Below are 14529 nucleotides of genomic sequence, written 5' to 3' on the forward strand. Positions count from 1 at the left end.
GCGGTGACGACCGGGGTCAGTTCCAGGCGTTGTTCCGGTTCTGGCCGTGGGCACCGTGCTGGCCCACACCGAACTGTGCCGCGGCCCCCTGGCCGATCTGGGCGTTCTGCGGAGGCAGCACCTCGCTGGGCTGCACGAGGGCGAAGCCCTGGCCCAGGAAGCTCAGCTCCCAGCCCTCGCCGGTGTTGCCGCGGCGCCGCATGACACCCGTGGAGTGCGTCTGGGCCTGCATCTGCACCCGCAGCCCGCTCGACCAGGCGACGATCGCGTCGGCGTCGGCGTTGACGTACTTGTCGGGTGTCACCTGCATCATCAGCGGCTGGCCGGAGGTCATCAGCGCGACCTTCCCGTTGCCCGAGATGTTCAGCTGGTACTTGCCGGTGCCGGAGATCCCGTACTGGCTGTCCACCGCGATGACCTCGGTGTGCAGCGAGGAGTCCAGCGCGAGGACGTACGCGCTGTCGACCGTCATCCCCTCGTGGTCGACGTCGACCACGTGGATGTACTGGGCGAGGTTGGCGAGGTAGACCGTGCCCTGACCGGAGCACCGCATGAGGTCGAGGCCCTCGCCCGTGCTCCTGCGGGCGCTGCGCTGGGCGTGCGACTGGTACTCCCCGTCGAACTCCATGAGCCCCTGGTAGGCGACCATGGCGCCCTTGCGGGCGAGGACGTCGTCATGACCGGTCAGCGCGACGCGCAGGAGCTGCGGGTTCTGGACGGTGTAGCGGTCCTGCGACTGCTGTTCGGTGTGGCTGAAAAGCGGACTCTGCATGATGTGTTCCTCCCCCGCTCAGTTCCGGACCCGCAGGCGGTCCGTACTGTCCTCGCTCGGCTGGACGACGACAATGCCCTGTCCCGAGAAGGCCATCTGGTAGGCCTCTCCGCTGCCCCGCCCGATGAGCGAGCCCGCCTTGAAGCTGCGCTTGCCCTTCACCTTGAGGTTCGGGGACCAGGCGACGAGTGCGTCGGGGTCGACGTACGTCTCGTCCTCGCCCCGGCCGCAGTCGACGACGATCGGCGTGCCGCGCGAGGTGATGGCGACCCACCCCGTGCCCTGGACGCAGACGTTCCACAGGCCCTGGCCGGCGAACTTGGCCAGTCCCTTGACCCGCTCGACACCCCAGGTGAGGTGGCTGTCGAAGGCGAGGAGGTTGGTGCCGTTGACCGACAGGGAGTCGTTGTCGAGGTTGATGACGACCACGTCGGCGCCGTAGTCGGCGAGGTAGAGCAGCCCGTCGCCGGCGCACTTCATCAGCGGCGCGCCCTCGCCGGTGATCCACTGGGAGGCGATCTGGCGGACGGCCGGCGGGTTGGGCTCGTACTGGATGAAGCCCTCGTAGGCCACCATCGAGCCGGTGCGCGCGTACAGGTCCTGGCCGCTTGCCATGGCGACCTTGAGCATCGTGCGGCCGTGGTTCTCCATGCGGGCCGTGACGGGGGTCGGGGCGAAGCCCGCGAGTTGCTGGTTCATGACGGGCTCCCTCAGACCTCGTAGGGCTGGACGACGACGAAGTTCCCGGGGGCTCCCCGGAACTGGAGGTTCACGGTCTCCCCGCTGTGTCCCGGATACGCGTTGCGGCGCAGCCGGACCTGGCTGGAGACGATCACCTGGGAGGCCGACGACCAGGCCACCACGGCGTTGCAGTCGGCGAAGGTGGTCGGCGTGACCGGCAGGACGACCGGCACACCGTGGGTCTTGACGACCACGGTGCCGGTGCCCTGGAACTGCATGGTGAACAGGGCGCCGCCGGGGATGCCGTGCCCTTCGATCCTGCGGACCTCGTACAGCAGGGACTCGTCGAAGGCGAGGACGTTCTCCGCGGAGACGCAGATGCCGTCGCCCTGCAGTTCGATGGGGTGCAGGTGCGCCCCTTCCTCCGCGAGGAAGACCTGGCCGCGGCCGGTGCAGCGCATCAGCTGCATCTCCTGGCCGGTCGCGTTGCCGACCATGCGGCCGGCGAACCCGGCTCCCTTGTAACCGAAGTCCACCTTGCCCTGGTACATCACCATGCTGCCCTGGCGGGCCAGCACCGGCATACCGCCCATCGTGAGGTCGACGCGCATGAGCTGCTGGTTCTGCGAGGTCCAGCGCTGCCCCGTGGCCGCCTCCTTGTAGGGCTGCAGGGCGGCCTGCAGCCCCGCACCGGCGGCGGGAACACCCTGGGGAACACCGTGCGGCAGGCCCGGAGGCTGCTGCCCGAACGGCACCGGGGGCTGCTGGCCGTAAGGCGGTGCCGCGGGGGGCTGCTGACCGTAGGGCGGGGCGGCGGGAGGAGCACCCTGTCCCGGGATCTGCCCGAACTGCGGCTGCTGGGGCGGCTGCCCGTACGGAGCGGGCGCCTGGGGCGCCATCGGTGCGGCGATCGTGGGCGCCGCGTGCACCGGGGGCTGCTGCGGTGCGGGAGCCGGCGCCGACGGGGCACCGAAGGCGGGTGCCGGCTGGGGCGCCTGGGGCGCTGCCGGAGCACCGAACGCGGGAGGGGCGGACGCCTGGGACGGGGGCGCGAAGGCGGGAGGGGCGTCCTGGGACGGCGCGGCGGGAGCTTCCTCGGCGACCTCGCCGCCGAAGTTCTTGAGCAGCGCGTCGAGTCCGCCGTCGAAGCCCTGGCCGACCGCGGCGAAGCGCCAGACGTCCTTCAGGTAGAAGTCACCGAGCATGACCGCGCGCTCGGTGGTGAACTCCGAACCGGTGAAGGCGTACTTCACCACTTCCTCGCCGCCGGCGACGATCCGGATGTACCCGGGACCCACCTGCGACATCTGCCCGGCACCGTCGAGGGTCGCGGTGAAGGACAGCTTGTGGATGTTCGCCGGAATGCGGTCGAGTGTGACGCGGAACGATTCGGTGTCACCGGCCTGGGCACCGAGGAGCTGAATGGACTCCTCCGGTGATTTCGGCTGGTTGAAGAAGATGAAATACCGGTCGTCGGAGAGCTGCTCGTCGGCGTCGAGACCGAAGCAGCTGATGTCGAACGTCAGGCCGGGGCCCGCGATCTGCACGCCTACGTACAGATCCGTCCCTGACGTGAGATCACTGACCTTGGCCTTGTGGCCGCGCTGGAATTCCCTGGCCATGCGTAACGACCGTCCCCCATCCCGAAGGTGAATGCGTCGCGTCAGGCTAACCGCAAACCACGACAATGAGCCAAGCCGGTACAGACCCGGTACACAACCGGCGACGTCACTCCTCGCGAGCGGCGGGCAGCCGGGGAAGCCGGTCGGCAGCCACGACTCCTTCGAGATATCCCCGTGCGCGCTCGGTGCGGGGGTACGCCTCCAGGAGCCGCCAGAAGCGCGGCCCGTGCCCCGGAACCAGCAGGTGGGCCAGCTCGTGGAGGAGGACGTAGTCGACGACGTACTCGGGCATGCCCTGCAGTCGGTGCGAGAGCCGGATGCTGCCCTCCGCCGGGGTGCACGAGCCCCAGCGGGTGTTCTGATTGGTCACCCAGCGCACGGAGGCGGGCCGCGCCCGGCCTTCGAGGTACTGGTCCGAGAGCCGCTCGGCACGGTCGGACAGCTCGCTGTCACCGATGACCCGCTTGCTCTCCTGCGCCGCGAGCTTGTCGAGCATCACGCCGACCCAGCGCTGCTCCTCCGCCTCGGACATGCGGGCGGGGATGAGCACGATGGTGCGATCGCCCTCACGGTACGCGGAGACCGTCCTGCTGCGCCGCGCGCTCCTGCGGACCTCGACCGGGCTCGCCGATGTCCCGCGGGGCGGCTGGGTGGCTGCGGCGCGGCGCTGCTGGCGTCCGGCGCGGCGCTCGGGGGTCGCCCCGGCGAGACCGGGAGGGGAGTCGGCGGGCACGGCACGACGTTACCCGCCCACGAAGGGGGAAGTCCCGCCACTCGGGGGTTCAGCCTTGATCCACTTCTCGGTCCGCACCATTTGAACGACTAATGCCCCGGCCTGTGGACAACTTTCGGCCCGTTTCGCCGTCACGTTGCATTCTGGCAACGGATCACGAGACCGACCTGGGAGAAGTCATGCATCTCATGCTGAAGCCCGCACTCCGCCGGGCCTGGCGTGGACGGAACACCGTGCAATTCGGCGTGACGCCGGCGCACGCGGTCACGCTGGGGCCGATGGATATCGCCACCGGAAGTTTTCTGGAACTGCTCGACGGCACGCGCGGACTTCCTCTGTTGCGCGAGGAGGCCAGAGCCCTGGACCTGTCGGACCGGCACGTGGACATTCTGGTGTCACGCCTCACGGAAGCCGGTCTGCTGGACGATCCGGACGCCGGCGGCCCGGAGGCCGACGCCTTACGGCTTCGCGCCGAGGCCGTCGAGCGGCAGCGCCCTGACGCGGCGGCCCTCTCCGTCGTCCATCCGGCGCCCGGCAGCGGGCTGCGCAGACTCGCGGCCCGGCGCGCGATGCGGGTCCAGGTGCGCGGTGCGGGCAGGGTCGGCGCGGCGATCGCCGCTGTGCTGTCCGGTTCGGGGGTGGGCCACGTCGAGGTCCTCGACGGGGGCCGCACGGAGCCTTGGGACGTGGCACCGGGCGGGCTCCCGGCGTCGTCCGTCGGGGAACGCCGGGACACCGCGGCCCGGCAGCTGGTGCGCAGATCGGCGGTCGGCGGGCCGCCCCCGCACCCGGTGGGGACGAGCAGGGCTCCGGCATGCGGCGAGCCCGCCCTGTCCCTGATCGTGGTGGCGCCCCGGGACGGCCTCTCCGTCTACGCCCCCGATCCGGATGTCGCCGCACCGTGGATCGCCTCGGGCACACCGCATCTCTACGCCGGTGTCATCGAGGCCACGGGAGTGGTCGGTCCCCTGGTGCTGCCCGGAGGCACGGGCTGCGCGGGCTGCCTGGCCCTGAACCGTGCGGAGGCCGACCCGCAGTGGCCCCGGATGCTCGCCCAGTGGAAGTCAGGGCGGCGCACCTGCGTGCAGGCGTGTGAGCTGGGTCTGGCGACAGCGGTGGCCGGGCTCGCCGCCGCCCACGCCCTGTCCTTCCTCGACGGGGAACTCCCCGCCGGCACGGGGACACGCTGGGAGGCCGCCATGCCTCTGCTGGACTGGCGGTCGGAGCGGCTGGCGCCGCACCCCGACTGTCCCTGCGGCGCCGCCGGGCACACTGAGGTGGAGCTCACCTCCGCGGCCGCCGCCGCGCAGGACACAATGGCCGGGTGACCGCCGCCGACGGAGCGGAGCCGGACGTCACGTGGCACGGCGATCTGGGAACTGGAGGGGCACATGTCTGATCTTCCCCGGAAGGCGGTCACCCGTACCGCGAAGCTGGCAGCTCTGCCGCTAGGCTTCGCCGGGCGTGCCACCTGGGGCCTGGGCAAGCGGATCGGCGGGAAGTCCGCCGAGATCGTCGCCCGCGAGGTCCAGCAGCGCACGGCGGACCAGCTCTTCAAGGTGCTCGGGGAGTTGAAGGGCGGCGCGATGAAGCTCGGACAGGCGCTGTCCGTCTTCGAGTCCGCCTTGCCCGAAGATGTCGCGGGCCCCTACCGTGCGGCGCTGACGAAGCTGCAGGAGGCAGCGCCTCCCATGCCGACCCGCACGGTCCACGGGGTGCTGGCGGAACGGCTCGGCGAGGACTGGCGGGAGCTGTTCACCGAATTCGAGGACCAGCCGTCGGCCGCGGCATCGATCGGACAGGTCCATCGGGCCGTCTGGCACGACGGACGTGATGTCGCCGTGAAGGTCCAGTACCCGGGCGCGGGTGAGGCGTTGCTGTCCGACCTCACCCAGCTCAGCCGCTTCGCACGCCTCCTCGGCCCTCTGGTGCCCGGCATGGACATCAAACCGCTCATCACGGAACTCCGTGACCGGGTCTCCGAGGAACTGGACTACGAGCTCGAGGCACGGGCCCAGCGCGAGCACGCGGCCGAGTTCGAGGACGATCCGGACGTGGTGATCCCGGGAGTGCTCCACCAGTCGGACCAGGTGCTGGTCACGGAGTGGATCGAGGGGATCCCCCTGTCGGAGGTGATCGCCGACGGCACCGCGGAACAGCGTGACCGGGCGGGCCAGTTGCTGGCACGTTTCCTCTTCTCGGGGCCGGCGCGCACGGGTCTGCTCCACGCGGACCCCCACCCCGGCAATTTCCGGCTGCTGCCGCCTGCCGGGGTGCCCGCCGACGGGACGGAGGAGCCGGCCGCGGGTGACGGCCGGTGGCGCCTGGGAGTACTGGACTTCGGGACGGTGGACCGGCTGCCTGGCGGCCTGCCGGGCATCATCGGCGACGCCCTGCGGATGACGCTGGAAGGGGACGCCGACGCCGTCTACGCGATGCTGCGCGAGGCGGGGTTCGTCAAGGAGTCGATCGAGCTCGAACCGGACGCCGTACTCGCCTATCTGCTCCCCATCATCGAACCGGCCCAGGCGGACGAGTTCACCTTCACCCGATCCTGGCTGCGCAGCCAGGCCGCCCGGATCGCCGACCCGCGCTCCCCCGCACATCAGTTGGGCAAGCAGCTGAATCTGCCCCCGTCGTACCTGCTGATACACCGTGTGACCCTGAGCACGATCGGGGTGCTGTGCCAGCTGGGCGCGACCGTCCGGCTGCGGGACGAGCTGGAGTCCTGGCTGCCGGGCTTCCTCCCGGAGTACGAACCGGACGAGGCCGACGCCGACGAACGTACGACGGACGGGAACAGCGCGCAGGACGATACGCCGGTCGAGGTGTAGGAGGAGACGTCGCCTCCGCGCCCACGGGTCACCACCAGGCCGAGTCGAGCCGGCTCTCGATGGCCCTGATGTGCGTACGGGCGCAGTCCTCGCAGACGTACCGGTGCCCGCCGTCCTCCACGGAGCAGAGCCACGTCGCCGGTGGTGCGCCCGGCTCCCGGATGGTTGCGCAACGGGCACACGTCACGTGGCCGCCCACCGGCGTCTCGGGGTGATGAGTCTCCTCGTCCACCTCGCGACGATAACGCCGTGCGCCGGGCCACGCGCGCCGGGACGCACAACGGGGCCGGCCTGTTCGGGCCGGCCCCGTTGTCGGGGAGGGTGGCTGCCTGGAGGGCCGAGCGGTGGCCCGGCAGCCGTACTGCTGGGTCCGTCAGTGCATGACGGCCATGGCGAGCGCGCGGCGGGCGCGCATCGAGGCACGCTCGGCTCGGCGCTGCATCCGCCGGGCGGCCACCAGGCGCACAGCCTGACGTCCCTCCTCGGCTTCCCTCAGGCGGTCGTGCATATGCGCACGGGCCAGAGCTTCTGGGATGAGTTGCATCTCGCGGGTCCTGTTCTGACGCGAGTCGTTCGCGCCGATGATGGTGACGTCCGGGGTCGCTGAGCCGACGGGCTCCCGCGTGGTGGTGATCATTGGTGCCTGATTCCGGGGGTCATGGGTCTGGGGACGGTCGATGGTTCCGATGCGCTTCGTTCGTGTGGGGGACATGACCCCCAGGCCGGGGGTCACGCCGCGACCGGGTTCTTGCGCGGACGCCCACGGGGACGCTTCCGGGCGACGACGACGCCCTGCACGAAGAGCTCGCCACCCCAGACACCCCACGGCTCGCGCCGCTCCTTGGCCCCGGCGAGGCAGGCCTCGACCAGCGGGCAGGTCCGGCAGAGGGACTTCGCGTACTCGACGTCCGCGGGGGACTCGGCGAAGAAGACCTCCGGGTCGTAGGAACGGCACGGAACGGGTACGCCGAGGTTCTCGATGGCGTCGTCGAGCGCGGTGAGCGCGGTGAGGGGGGTCAAGGTGGAGTCCTCCGTGAGGCCGGGCGGGGTGATCGTGTCGGAAGGCGGTACGGACGGGGCGTGCGTCTCGAGTTGCACGGTGGTGTTGTCCTCGTCTGGTCGTGCCGGCCTGTTGGCCGGTTGGCGGCTGGTACCAGGTCCTGCTGTCCCGAGGCTCCTTCGTCTCGTCTCATCCGTTCGGACAAAACAAAAGGGCCGCGGATCCCGAGTGGGGTTCCGCGGCCCTGAAGGCGCCGGCCTGATTCTGTATCAGGCTGGATCACTCCAGGGTTCAGGCCCACGGAAGGCCCACATCGTGTGGTGCTGCGTCGTCTGCTTCTTGGCTCCGGCACCGGCTGCGGCTGCCGCAAAGGCATAGGCCGAGGCCTGTCCCTTCGCTACCGCTGCTTCCAGTGCCTCGGTCGGTCGCTCATTGCGCTCCCGCACGGGCAGGCTCGCCAGGGGCAGCGGGCGGACGGCGGGAACGCCGGACACACGGGTGCCACCGAGGGAGAGCTCCGCAGAGCGGGTGAGGCCGAGCGAGCAGGTGGAGACGACCGACGGATCGGTCATTTTGATGGTGTTGATGATGCTGATCACGACAATCGCCTCCTCTCGGCGTCTCAAGGGACCGGCCGGGACCGGTCCTGCGGTATTCGGATAAGTACAGCACGGAGTCAGGGCTTCAGAGAAGTCGCTGTTCCCGTGGTTAAGAACCTATGGTGCTTGCTGCTGCGGGCGCAAACTATTTTTTCGACGAGTTTTCCTCAGACCTCGCCGTCGCCCTCCGCCTGCTCATGACCCACTGTCCGACCTGCGCAGATGGCCAGGACGTCGGCCCCGAACCTGGTCAGCTTCCGGTTCCCGACACCGGCGATGACGACCAGCTCGCTCTCGCTGTCCGGTGCCGCCTCCGCGATGGCCATCAGTGTCTTGTCGGTGAAGACGCAGTAGGCGGGCTGGCTGATCTCCTTCGCCCGGTCCGCGCGCCACTCACGCAGCCGCTCGTACAGCGCCTCGTCCATGTCCGAGGGGCAGTCCTCGCAACGCATCAGCTTCATCTCGCCGGCCTCGGTGAGCGTCCTGCCGCACACCCTGCACCGCACCGGACCCCTCCTGGCCGGCCGGGCGGGCGTCTCGGCACCGGCACCCGACGTGCCCGTGCGGGAGCCGCGGTCGATTCCGCCGCCTCCTCCCGCTCCGCCCCGCGGGCCGACCGCTGCCGAGCCGGGCCTCAGTCCGTTGAGGAAGCGGGTCGCCCTGCGGTTCCCGCGTCCGCCCGGCGACCGGGACAGGGCCCAGGACAGCGACAGGTGGAAGCGGGCCCGGGTGACGCCGACGTACAGCAGCCGGCGTTCCTCCTCGATCTGTTCGTCCGTCTTGGCGTAGGCGATCGGCATCATGCCCTCGGTGAGCCCGACGACGAACGCGGCGTCCCACTCCAGGCCCTTGGCGGAGTGCAGCGACGCCAGCGTGACGCCCTGGACCGTGGGGGCGTGCTGAGCGGCGGCCCGTTCGTCGAGCTCGGCCACGAGATCGGAGAGGGTCGCGCCGGGCTTGGCCTGTTCGAAGTCCTCCGCCAGCCGCACCAGCGCGGCGAGGGACTCCCAGCGGTCGCGCACCGCCCCCGAGCCGGTGGGCGGCTTGGAGGTCCATCCCTTGGTGGAGAGCACCGCCCGCACCTCGGAGGGCAGGTCGTCGGCGCCGTCGAGCAGCGAGTCGTTGCCCCCCGCGCGCGCCGCGCCGCGCAGGGCTACACCCGCCTCCCGCACCTCGGGACGGTCGAAGAAGCGCTCGGCACCGCGCAGCTGGTAGGGCACACCCGCGTCGGCGAGGGCCTGCTCGTAGACCTCGGACTGGGAATTGACCCTGTAGAGCACGGCGATCTCCCCCGCCGGCACCCCGGCGGCGATCAGGTCACGGATCCGGCGCGCGGTGCCCTCGGCCTCCGCCGGCTCGTCGGCGTACTCCGTGTAGACGGGTTCGGGGCCCTTGTCGCGCTGCGAGACCAGCTCCAGCCGGTGTTCGGCCGCCTTGCCCCGGGCCTGGCCCAGCAGTCCGTTGGCCAGGCGGACGACCTGGGGGGTCGAGCGGTAGTCCCGCACCAGCTTGACCACCGTCGCGTCCGGGTGGCGGGTGCGGAAGTTCAGCAGGTGGTCTGGGGTCGCGCCGGTGAAGGAGTAGATCGTCTGACCCGCGTCGCCGACGACGCAGAGGTCGTCCCGGTCACCGAGCCAGAGATCCAGGAGCCGCTGCTGGAGCGGGCTGACGTCCTGGTACTCGTCGACGACGAAGTGCTGGTACTGACGGCGCACGTGGTCGGCGATGTCGTGCCGGTCCTGGAGGATGCCGACCGTGAGCAGCAGCACGTCCTCGAAGTCGATCACCGAGCGGTCGCGCTTCAGCTGCTCGTACATGGCGTAGATCTGCGAGAGCTCGGCAGGGTCGCGCGGCGCGTCCCGCTGGGTCTTCGCGACCGCTGCCGGGTAGTCCGCCGGCACCGTCTGGGTGACCTTGGCCCACTCGATCTCGCTGGTGGTGTCCCGCAGCTCGTTGCGGTCGAGCCGGATCCCGCAGCGGGCGGCGGCCTCGGCGACCAGCTGGACCTTGCGCTCCACGAGACGCGGAAGCTCACCACCGACGGCTTTCGGCCAGAAGTACTGCAGCTGACGCAGAGCCGCGGAGTGGAAGGTCCGGGCCTGCACACCCGTCGCGCCGAGCTGGCGGAGCCGGCCCCGCATCTCGCCCGCCGCCCGGTTGGTGAAGGTGACGGCGAGCACCGTGGTCGGCTGGAGGATCCCGGCACGCACCCCGTAGGCGATGCGGTGCGTGATCGCCCGCGTCTTGCCCGTACCCGCTCCGGCCAGCACGCACACGGGTCCGCCGAGGGCCAGCGCGACCTCGCGCTGCTCCGGGTCGAGCCCGTCGAGCACGGCGTCCGCGGAGTCGGGGACCTGGGGGAAGAGGGTGGAATGCGTTGCTGCTGTCACCCTGCCATGCTGCCAGGTCGGAAGGGACGGCCGAGGCGGTTGTCCACAGGGGCCGTCGATTGTCGTACCGGCTGCGTGGGTGCCGTGCGGGTACGGGGCGGGTCCGGGAACGGCCCTCGGCCCGGGGCCGGGAATGGTGTCCGGGTCCCGGACGTTCCCTCCATGCGGGACGGTGCGCGGACGCGTCTGTCGCGCGCTTTCAGCGGGACCTTCCCAGCGGGACACACGAGACAAGGGAGCACCGACGACATGCCGGGCACTGTGACGATGTACAGCACCACGTGGTGCGGCTACTGCCGCCGGCTCAAGGGGCAGATGGATCGCGAGGGCATCGCGTACACCGAGGTCAACATCGAGCACGACCCGGACTCGGCGGCTTTCGTGGAGAAGGCGAACGGCGGGAACCAGACGGTCCCGACCGTGCTCTTCCCCGACGGTTCGACGCTGACGAACCCCTCACTGGCCCAGGTCAAGCAGAAGATCGGCGCCTGACCCGCACGAGGCACACGACCCCCGACCGGCCGGCGCCGGTCGGGGGTCTTCTCATGACCTGGCCGTACGAGAGCGCCCCGGCGGTAGCGTGAACGGCATGACGACCGAGGACGGGGCGGCCGGCGGGGCGCTGGCGGGAGGCATGGCGAACGCGGGGGACGTCTTCCGCAGGGGCGCCCTGGTGGATCGCCCGGCACCGCGCCACGCGCCCGCTCTCCATGCCCACCTCGTCGCGCTGAGGGAGCACGGCTTCGACGCCGCTCCGATTCCCGTGGGACCGACCGCCGACGGCCGGGAGCAGCTGACGTTCATCCCCGGTGACGTGGCCCTGCCGCCGTTCCCGCCATGGGTCATGACGACGGCCGCCCTCGAATCGGTTGGGGCCCTGCTGCGACGCCTGCACGAGGCCGGTGCGTCCGCCGCTGCCGCATCGGACGTCGAGTGGCCCCAGGACCTCGCCGACCCGGAAGGGGGACCGGTGGTGTGCCACAACGACGTGTGCCCGGAGAACGTCGTGTTCCGCGACGGCCGCGCCGCCGCCTTGATCGACTTCGATCTGGCGGCACCCGGACGGCCCCTCTGGGACGTCGCCATGGCCGCCCGCTACTGGGTGCCCATGCTCGATCCCCTGTCCGCGGCGACGCTGTACCCGGACGCACCGGACGTGCCCGCGCGGCTGCGGGTCCTGGCCGGCGGCTACGGCCTCTCACCTGCCGAGCGGGCCGAACTGCCCGGCGTGATCGAACAGGCCACGGAGGTCTGCCGCGCGTTCGTCGCCCGACGCGTGGCCGACGGCGATCCCCTCTACGCCGAGGCGCTGGCCGACCGTGGCGGATGGCGGCGCTGGGACCGTGCGCAGGCCTGGCTGACGGCCCACCGCGGGATGTTCGCGGCCGCCCTGTCGGACTGACGCGTCCGCTTCCCGCCGGCCAGGACGCTTCCGAGGCACGACCCCGGGCTCCGCCGAGACGCCTCGGCGCCTTGGTGACCAGGCCTGCGCGAAGGCTCCGCCCGCACCGTCAGCCGGCCACGCCCGGCCTCGGGAGCGGCTTGCCGTACCAGAGCTCGATCAGGCGTGCCGCGATCGAGACGCCGAAGGGCGGCAGCACCTCGCCGGATTCGAAGGCCGCGGTCAGGTCCTCGCGGGAGAACCAGCGGGCCTCCTCGATCTCCTCGCCGTCCACGGTGATCTCCGAGGACACGGCGCGGGCCATGAAGCCGAGCATCAGGCTGGAGGGGAACGGCCAGGGCTGGCTGGCGATGTACTCGACCTCGCCGACGGTGACCCCCGCCTCCTCGAACACCTCGCGGGCGACGGACTGCTCGATCGACTCCCCCGGCTCCACGAAGCCGGCGAGGGTCGAGAACCGGCCCTCGGGCCAGTGCACCTGGCGTCCCAGCAGTGCGCGGTCCTGGTCGTCCGTGACCAGCATGATCACAGCGGGGTCGGTGCGCGGGTAGTGCTCCGCACCGCACGCCTGGCAGCGGCGGATGTGCCCGGCGGCCGCGATGACGGTGCGCTCGCCGCAGCGTGAGCAGAAGCGGTGCAGCCGCTGCCAGTTCTCCAGGGCCACCGCGTGCACCATCAGGCCGGCGTCGCGCGGGCCGAGGAGCATCCCGGCCTCGCGCAGACCGGCCGGCCGCGCGGACTGGTCCATGCGGCCGGGGAGCGAGTCCTTCTGGAGGGCGAAGTAGCGTACGCCGTCCTCGTCGGTGCCCAGGAAGTAGCGGTGGGTCTCGGTGACGGGCGCCTCGAAGGCGGGGGTCATGACGAGCTCGGTGCCGCCGTCGGGGGTGTCGTCGATGAGCGCCTGTCCCCCGGAGACGACGAAGACCCTGGTCGTCGGGTGGCTCCAGGCCGCGGCGAGCCAGGCCTCGTCGAGCCGATGGTGCGCCGCGCGGTCGATGCCGCTGGGCGCGGTGAGACCGATCGGGCGGTCTGCGGTGGCGTTGTCGAAGGTGCTCACAGGTGCTTCCTACTCCCCCGGGGGCGGATCGGGCGTTCAGAGATTCAGCGGAGTGCGTCGGCCAGTTCGCCCCACAGGTGGGCGGTGGTCTCCACACCCTTGAGGAGGAGGTCGAGTTCGACCTTCTCGTCGGGGCCGTGCCAGCCGTCGGACGGTACGGAGATGCCGAGGAAGAGGACGGGTGCGCCGAGCACGTCCTGGAGGTCGGCGGCGGGGCCCGAACCTCCTTCGCGGGTGAAGAGGATCTTCGTGCCGAAGGCCCGGCCCATGGCGCGGGCCAACGCCTGGAGGGCGGGGTGGTCCAGGGGCGTCAGACAGGGGCGGGTGGCCGGGGAGAAGGTGATCCGATGGCGGATTCCGGCCGGTATCCGGTCCTCCACCCAGCTGCGGACGACTTCCTGGATCCGTTCCGGGTCCTGTCCGGCGACCAGCCGGAAGCTCAGCTTCACGAAGGCCGACGAAGGGATGACGGTCTTGCTGCCCGCACCCTGGTAGCCCCCGCCGATGCCGTTGACCTCGGCGGTCGGGCGGGCCCAGATGCGTTCGAGCGTGGAGTACCCCGCTTCGCCGGCCGTGGCCCGCGAGGCGGCCGTGCGCAGCCAGGTCTCCTCGTCGAAGGGCAGTTCGGCGAAGAGGGCGCGTTCGGTCCCGGTGAGTTCGGCGACCCCGTCGTAGAAGCCGGGGACCGCGACCCTGCCCTCCGTGTCGTGGAGGGCGGCGACCAGGCGGGCGAGCTCGGTCGCGGGGTTGGGGACGGCGCCGCCGAAGGAGCCGGAGTGGATGTCCTGGCCGGGGCCGGACAGCTCGATCTCGCATTCGGCGAGACCCCGCATGCCGGTGCACACGGTGGGGGTGTTCTCGTCCCACATGCCGGTGTCGGACACGATCACGACGTCGGCGGCGAGGCGGCCGGCCCGCTCCTCGGCCAGCGCGCGGAAGTGCGGCGACCCGGACTCCTCCTCGCCCTCGACGAGGAGCTTGAGGTGGACGGCGGGCGTGGTGCGGCCGGTCGCCGCGAGGTGGGCCCGGACGCCGAGTGTGTGGAAGAACACCTGGCCCTTGTCGTCGGCGGCGCCGCGCCCGTACATCCTGCCGTCGCGGATCACCGGGTCGAACGGGTCGGTGCTCCAGCCGTCCTCACGGGCGGCGGGCTGCACGTCGTGGTGGCCGTAGACGAGGACGACGGGTGCGTCCGGGTCCTGGGACGGCCACTCGGCAAACACCGCCGGGGCGCCGGGCGTCTCCCAGATCTCGGTGACCGGGAAGCCGGTCTCCGCCAGCTTGCCGGACAGCCACTCGGCGCTGCGCCGTACGTCCCCGTCGTGCTCCGGCTGGGCGGACACGGACGGGATGCGCAGCCACTCGGCGAGGTCGGCGAGAAAGGCCGCGCGGTGCTGCTCGGTGTACGTACGGACGGCGCTGTCCGGGGTGTCGCTCAT

General features: G+C 71.2%; 15 protein-coding genes. 4 read left to right on the forward strand and 11 right to left on the reverse strand.

The window, feature by feature from the left end:
- Nucleotides 1-16 precede the first annotated feature (16 nt).
- The 4 genes from IA22_RS0112960 to IA22_RS0112975 all read right to left on the reverse strand — a co-directional run bounded on the left by IA22_RS0112960 (nucleotide 17) and on the right by IA22_RS0112975 (nucleotide 3808).
- On the reverse strand, nucleotides 17-772 hold the full coding sequence (locus IA22_RS0112960) for an AIM24 family protein (protein WP_014154184.1): 756 nt from the start codon (nucleotides 770-772) through the stop codon (nucleotides 17-19).
- A gap of 18 nt (nucleotides 773-790) precedes the next feature.
- Nucleotides 791-1471, reverse strand: a complete 681-nt coding sequence (locus IA22_RS0112965; RefSeq protein ID WP_014154185.1) for an AIM24 family protein — start codon at nucleotides 1469-1471, stop codon at nucleotides 791-793.
- Nucleotides 1472-1482: 11 nt separating this feature from the next.
- Nucleotides 1483-3075, reverse strand: a complete 1593-nt coding sequence (locus tag IA22_RS0112970) for a TerD family protein (RefSeq protein ID WP_030123678.1) — start codon at nucleotides 3073-3075, stop codon at nucleotides 1483-1485.
- Between the two features lie 106 nt (nucleotides 3076-3181).
- Nucleotides 3182-3808, reverse strand: coding sequence for a M48 metallopeptidase family protein (locus IA22_RS0112975; protein ID WP_014154187.1), 627 nt, complete (start codon nucleotides 3806-3808; stop codon nucleotides 3182-3184).
- 179 nt (nucleotides 3809-3987) lie between these two features.
- Between IA22_RS0112975 and IA22_RS0112980 the strand changes: the two genes are divergently transcribed.
- Both IA22_RS0112980 and IA22_RS0112985 read left to right on the forward strand, forming a co-directional pair.
- On the forward strand, nucleotides 3988-5136 hold the full coding sequence (locus IA22_RS0112980) for a ThiF family adenylyltransferase (RefSeq protein WP_030123679.1): 1149 nt from the start codon (nucleotides 3988-3990) through the stop codon (nucleotides 5134-5136).
- 63 nt (nucleotides 5137-5199) lie between these two features.
- Nucleotides 5200-6642, forward strand: coding sequence for an ABC1 kinase family protein (locus tag IA22_RS0112985; RefSeq protein WP_030123680.1), 1443 nt, complete (start codon nucleotides 5200-5202; stop codon nucleotides 6640-6642).
- Between the two features lie 28 nt (nucleotides 6643-6670).
- Here the strand turns inward: IA22_RS0112985 and IA22_RS0112990 are convergent, their stop codons facing one another.
- The 5 genes from IA22_RS0112990 to IA22_RS0113010 form a co-directional block, all read right to left on the reverse strand.
- Nucleotides 6671-6874, reverse strand: coding sequence for a hypothetical protein (locus IA22_RS0112990; protein ID WP_030123681.1), 204 nt, complete (start codon nucleotides 6872-6874; stop codon nucleotides 6671-6673).
- A 141-nt stretch (nucleotides 6875-7015) separates the two neighbouring features.
- Nucleotides 7016-7354, reverse strand: coding sequence for a hypothetical protein (locus IA22_RS0112995; protein ID WP_033248505.1), 339 nt, complete (start codon nucleotides 7352-7354; stop codon nucleotides 7016-7018).
- A gap of 17 nt (nucleotides 7355-7371) precedes the next feature.
- Entirely contained in the window at nucleotides 7372-7740 is a 369-nt protein-coding gene (locus IA22_RS0113000; protein WP_030123683.1) for a WhiB family transcriptional regulator, read from the reverse strand.
- A 171-nt stretch (nucleotides 7741-7911) separates the two neighbouring features.
- Nucleotides 7912-8241, reverse strand: a complete 330-nt coding sequence (locus tag IA22_RS0113005; RefSeq protein ID WP_014154192.1) for a hypothetical protein — start codon at nucleotides 8239-8241, stop codon at nucleotides 7912-7914.
- Nucleotides 8242-8408: 167 nt separating this feature from the next.
- Entirely contained in the window at nucleotides 8409-10631 is a 2223-nt protein-coding gene (locus IA22_RS0113010; protein WP_015578657.1) for an ATP-dependent DNA helicase UvrD2, read from the reverse strand.
- A gap of 249 nt (nucleotides 10632-10880) precedes the next feature.
- On the opposite strand from IA22_RS0113010, the gene IA22_RS0113015 reads away from it, so the two are divergent.
- Nucleotides 10881-11123, forward strand: a complete 243-nt coding sequence (locus IA22_RS0113015; protein WP_014154194.1) for a mycoredoxin — start codon at nucleotides 10881-10883, stop codon at nucleotides 11121-11123.
- Nucleotides 11124-11220: 97 nt separating this feature from the next.
- The gene (locus IA22_RS0113020) at nucleotides 11221-12033 is read left to right on the forward strand and encodes a phosphotransferase (RefSeq protein WP_030123684.1); all 813 of its coding nucleotides are present in this window, start codon (nucleotides 11221-11223) and stop codon (nucleotides 12031-12033) included.
- Nucleotides 12034-12142: 109 nt separating this feature from the next.
- Here IA22_RS0113020 and nudC read toward each other — a convergent pair whose 3' ends face one another.
- Together nudC and IA22_RS0113030 are read right to left on the reverse strand one after the other, a co-directional pair.
- The gene (gene nudC / locus IA22_RS0113025) at nucleotides 12143-13090 is read right to left on the reverse strand and encodes an NAD(+) diphosphatase (protein ID WP_030123685.1); all 948 of its coding nucleotides are present in this window, start codon (nucleotides 13088-13090) and stop codon (nucleotides 12143-12145) included.
- Between the two features lie 44 nt (nucleotides 13091-13134).
- Nucleotides 13135-14529: a dipeptidase gene (locus IA22_RS0113030; RefSeq protein ID WP_030123686.1), complete on the reverse strand. Its 1395-nt coding sequence runs from the start codon at nucleotides 14527-14529 to the stop codon at nucleotides 13135-13137.

It is taken from the genome of Kitasatospora papulosa (assembly GCF_000717245.1).
Lineage (GTDB): Bacteria > Actinomycetota > Actinomycetes > Streptomycetales > Streptomycetaceae > Streptomyces > Streptomyces papulosus.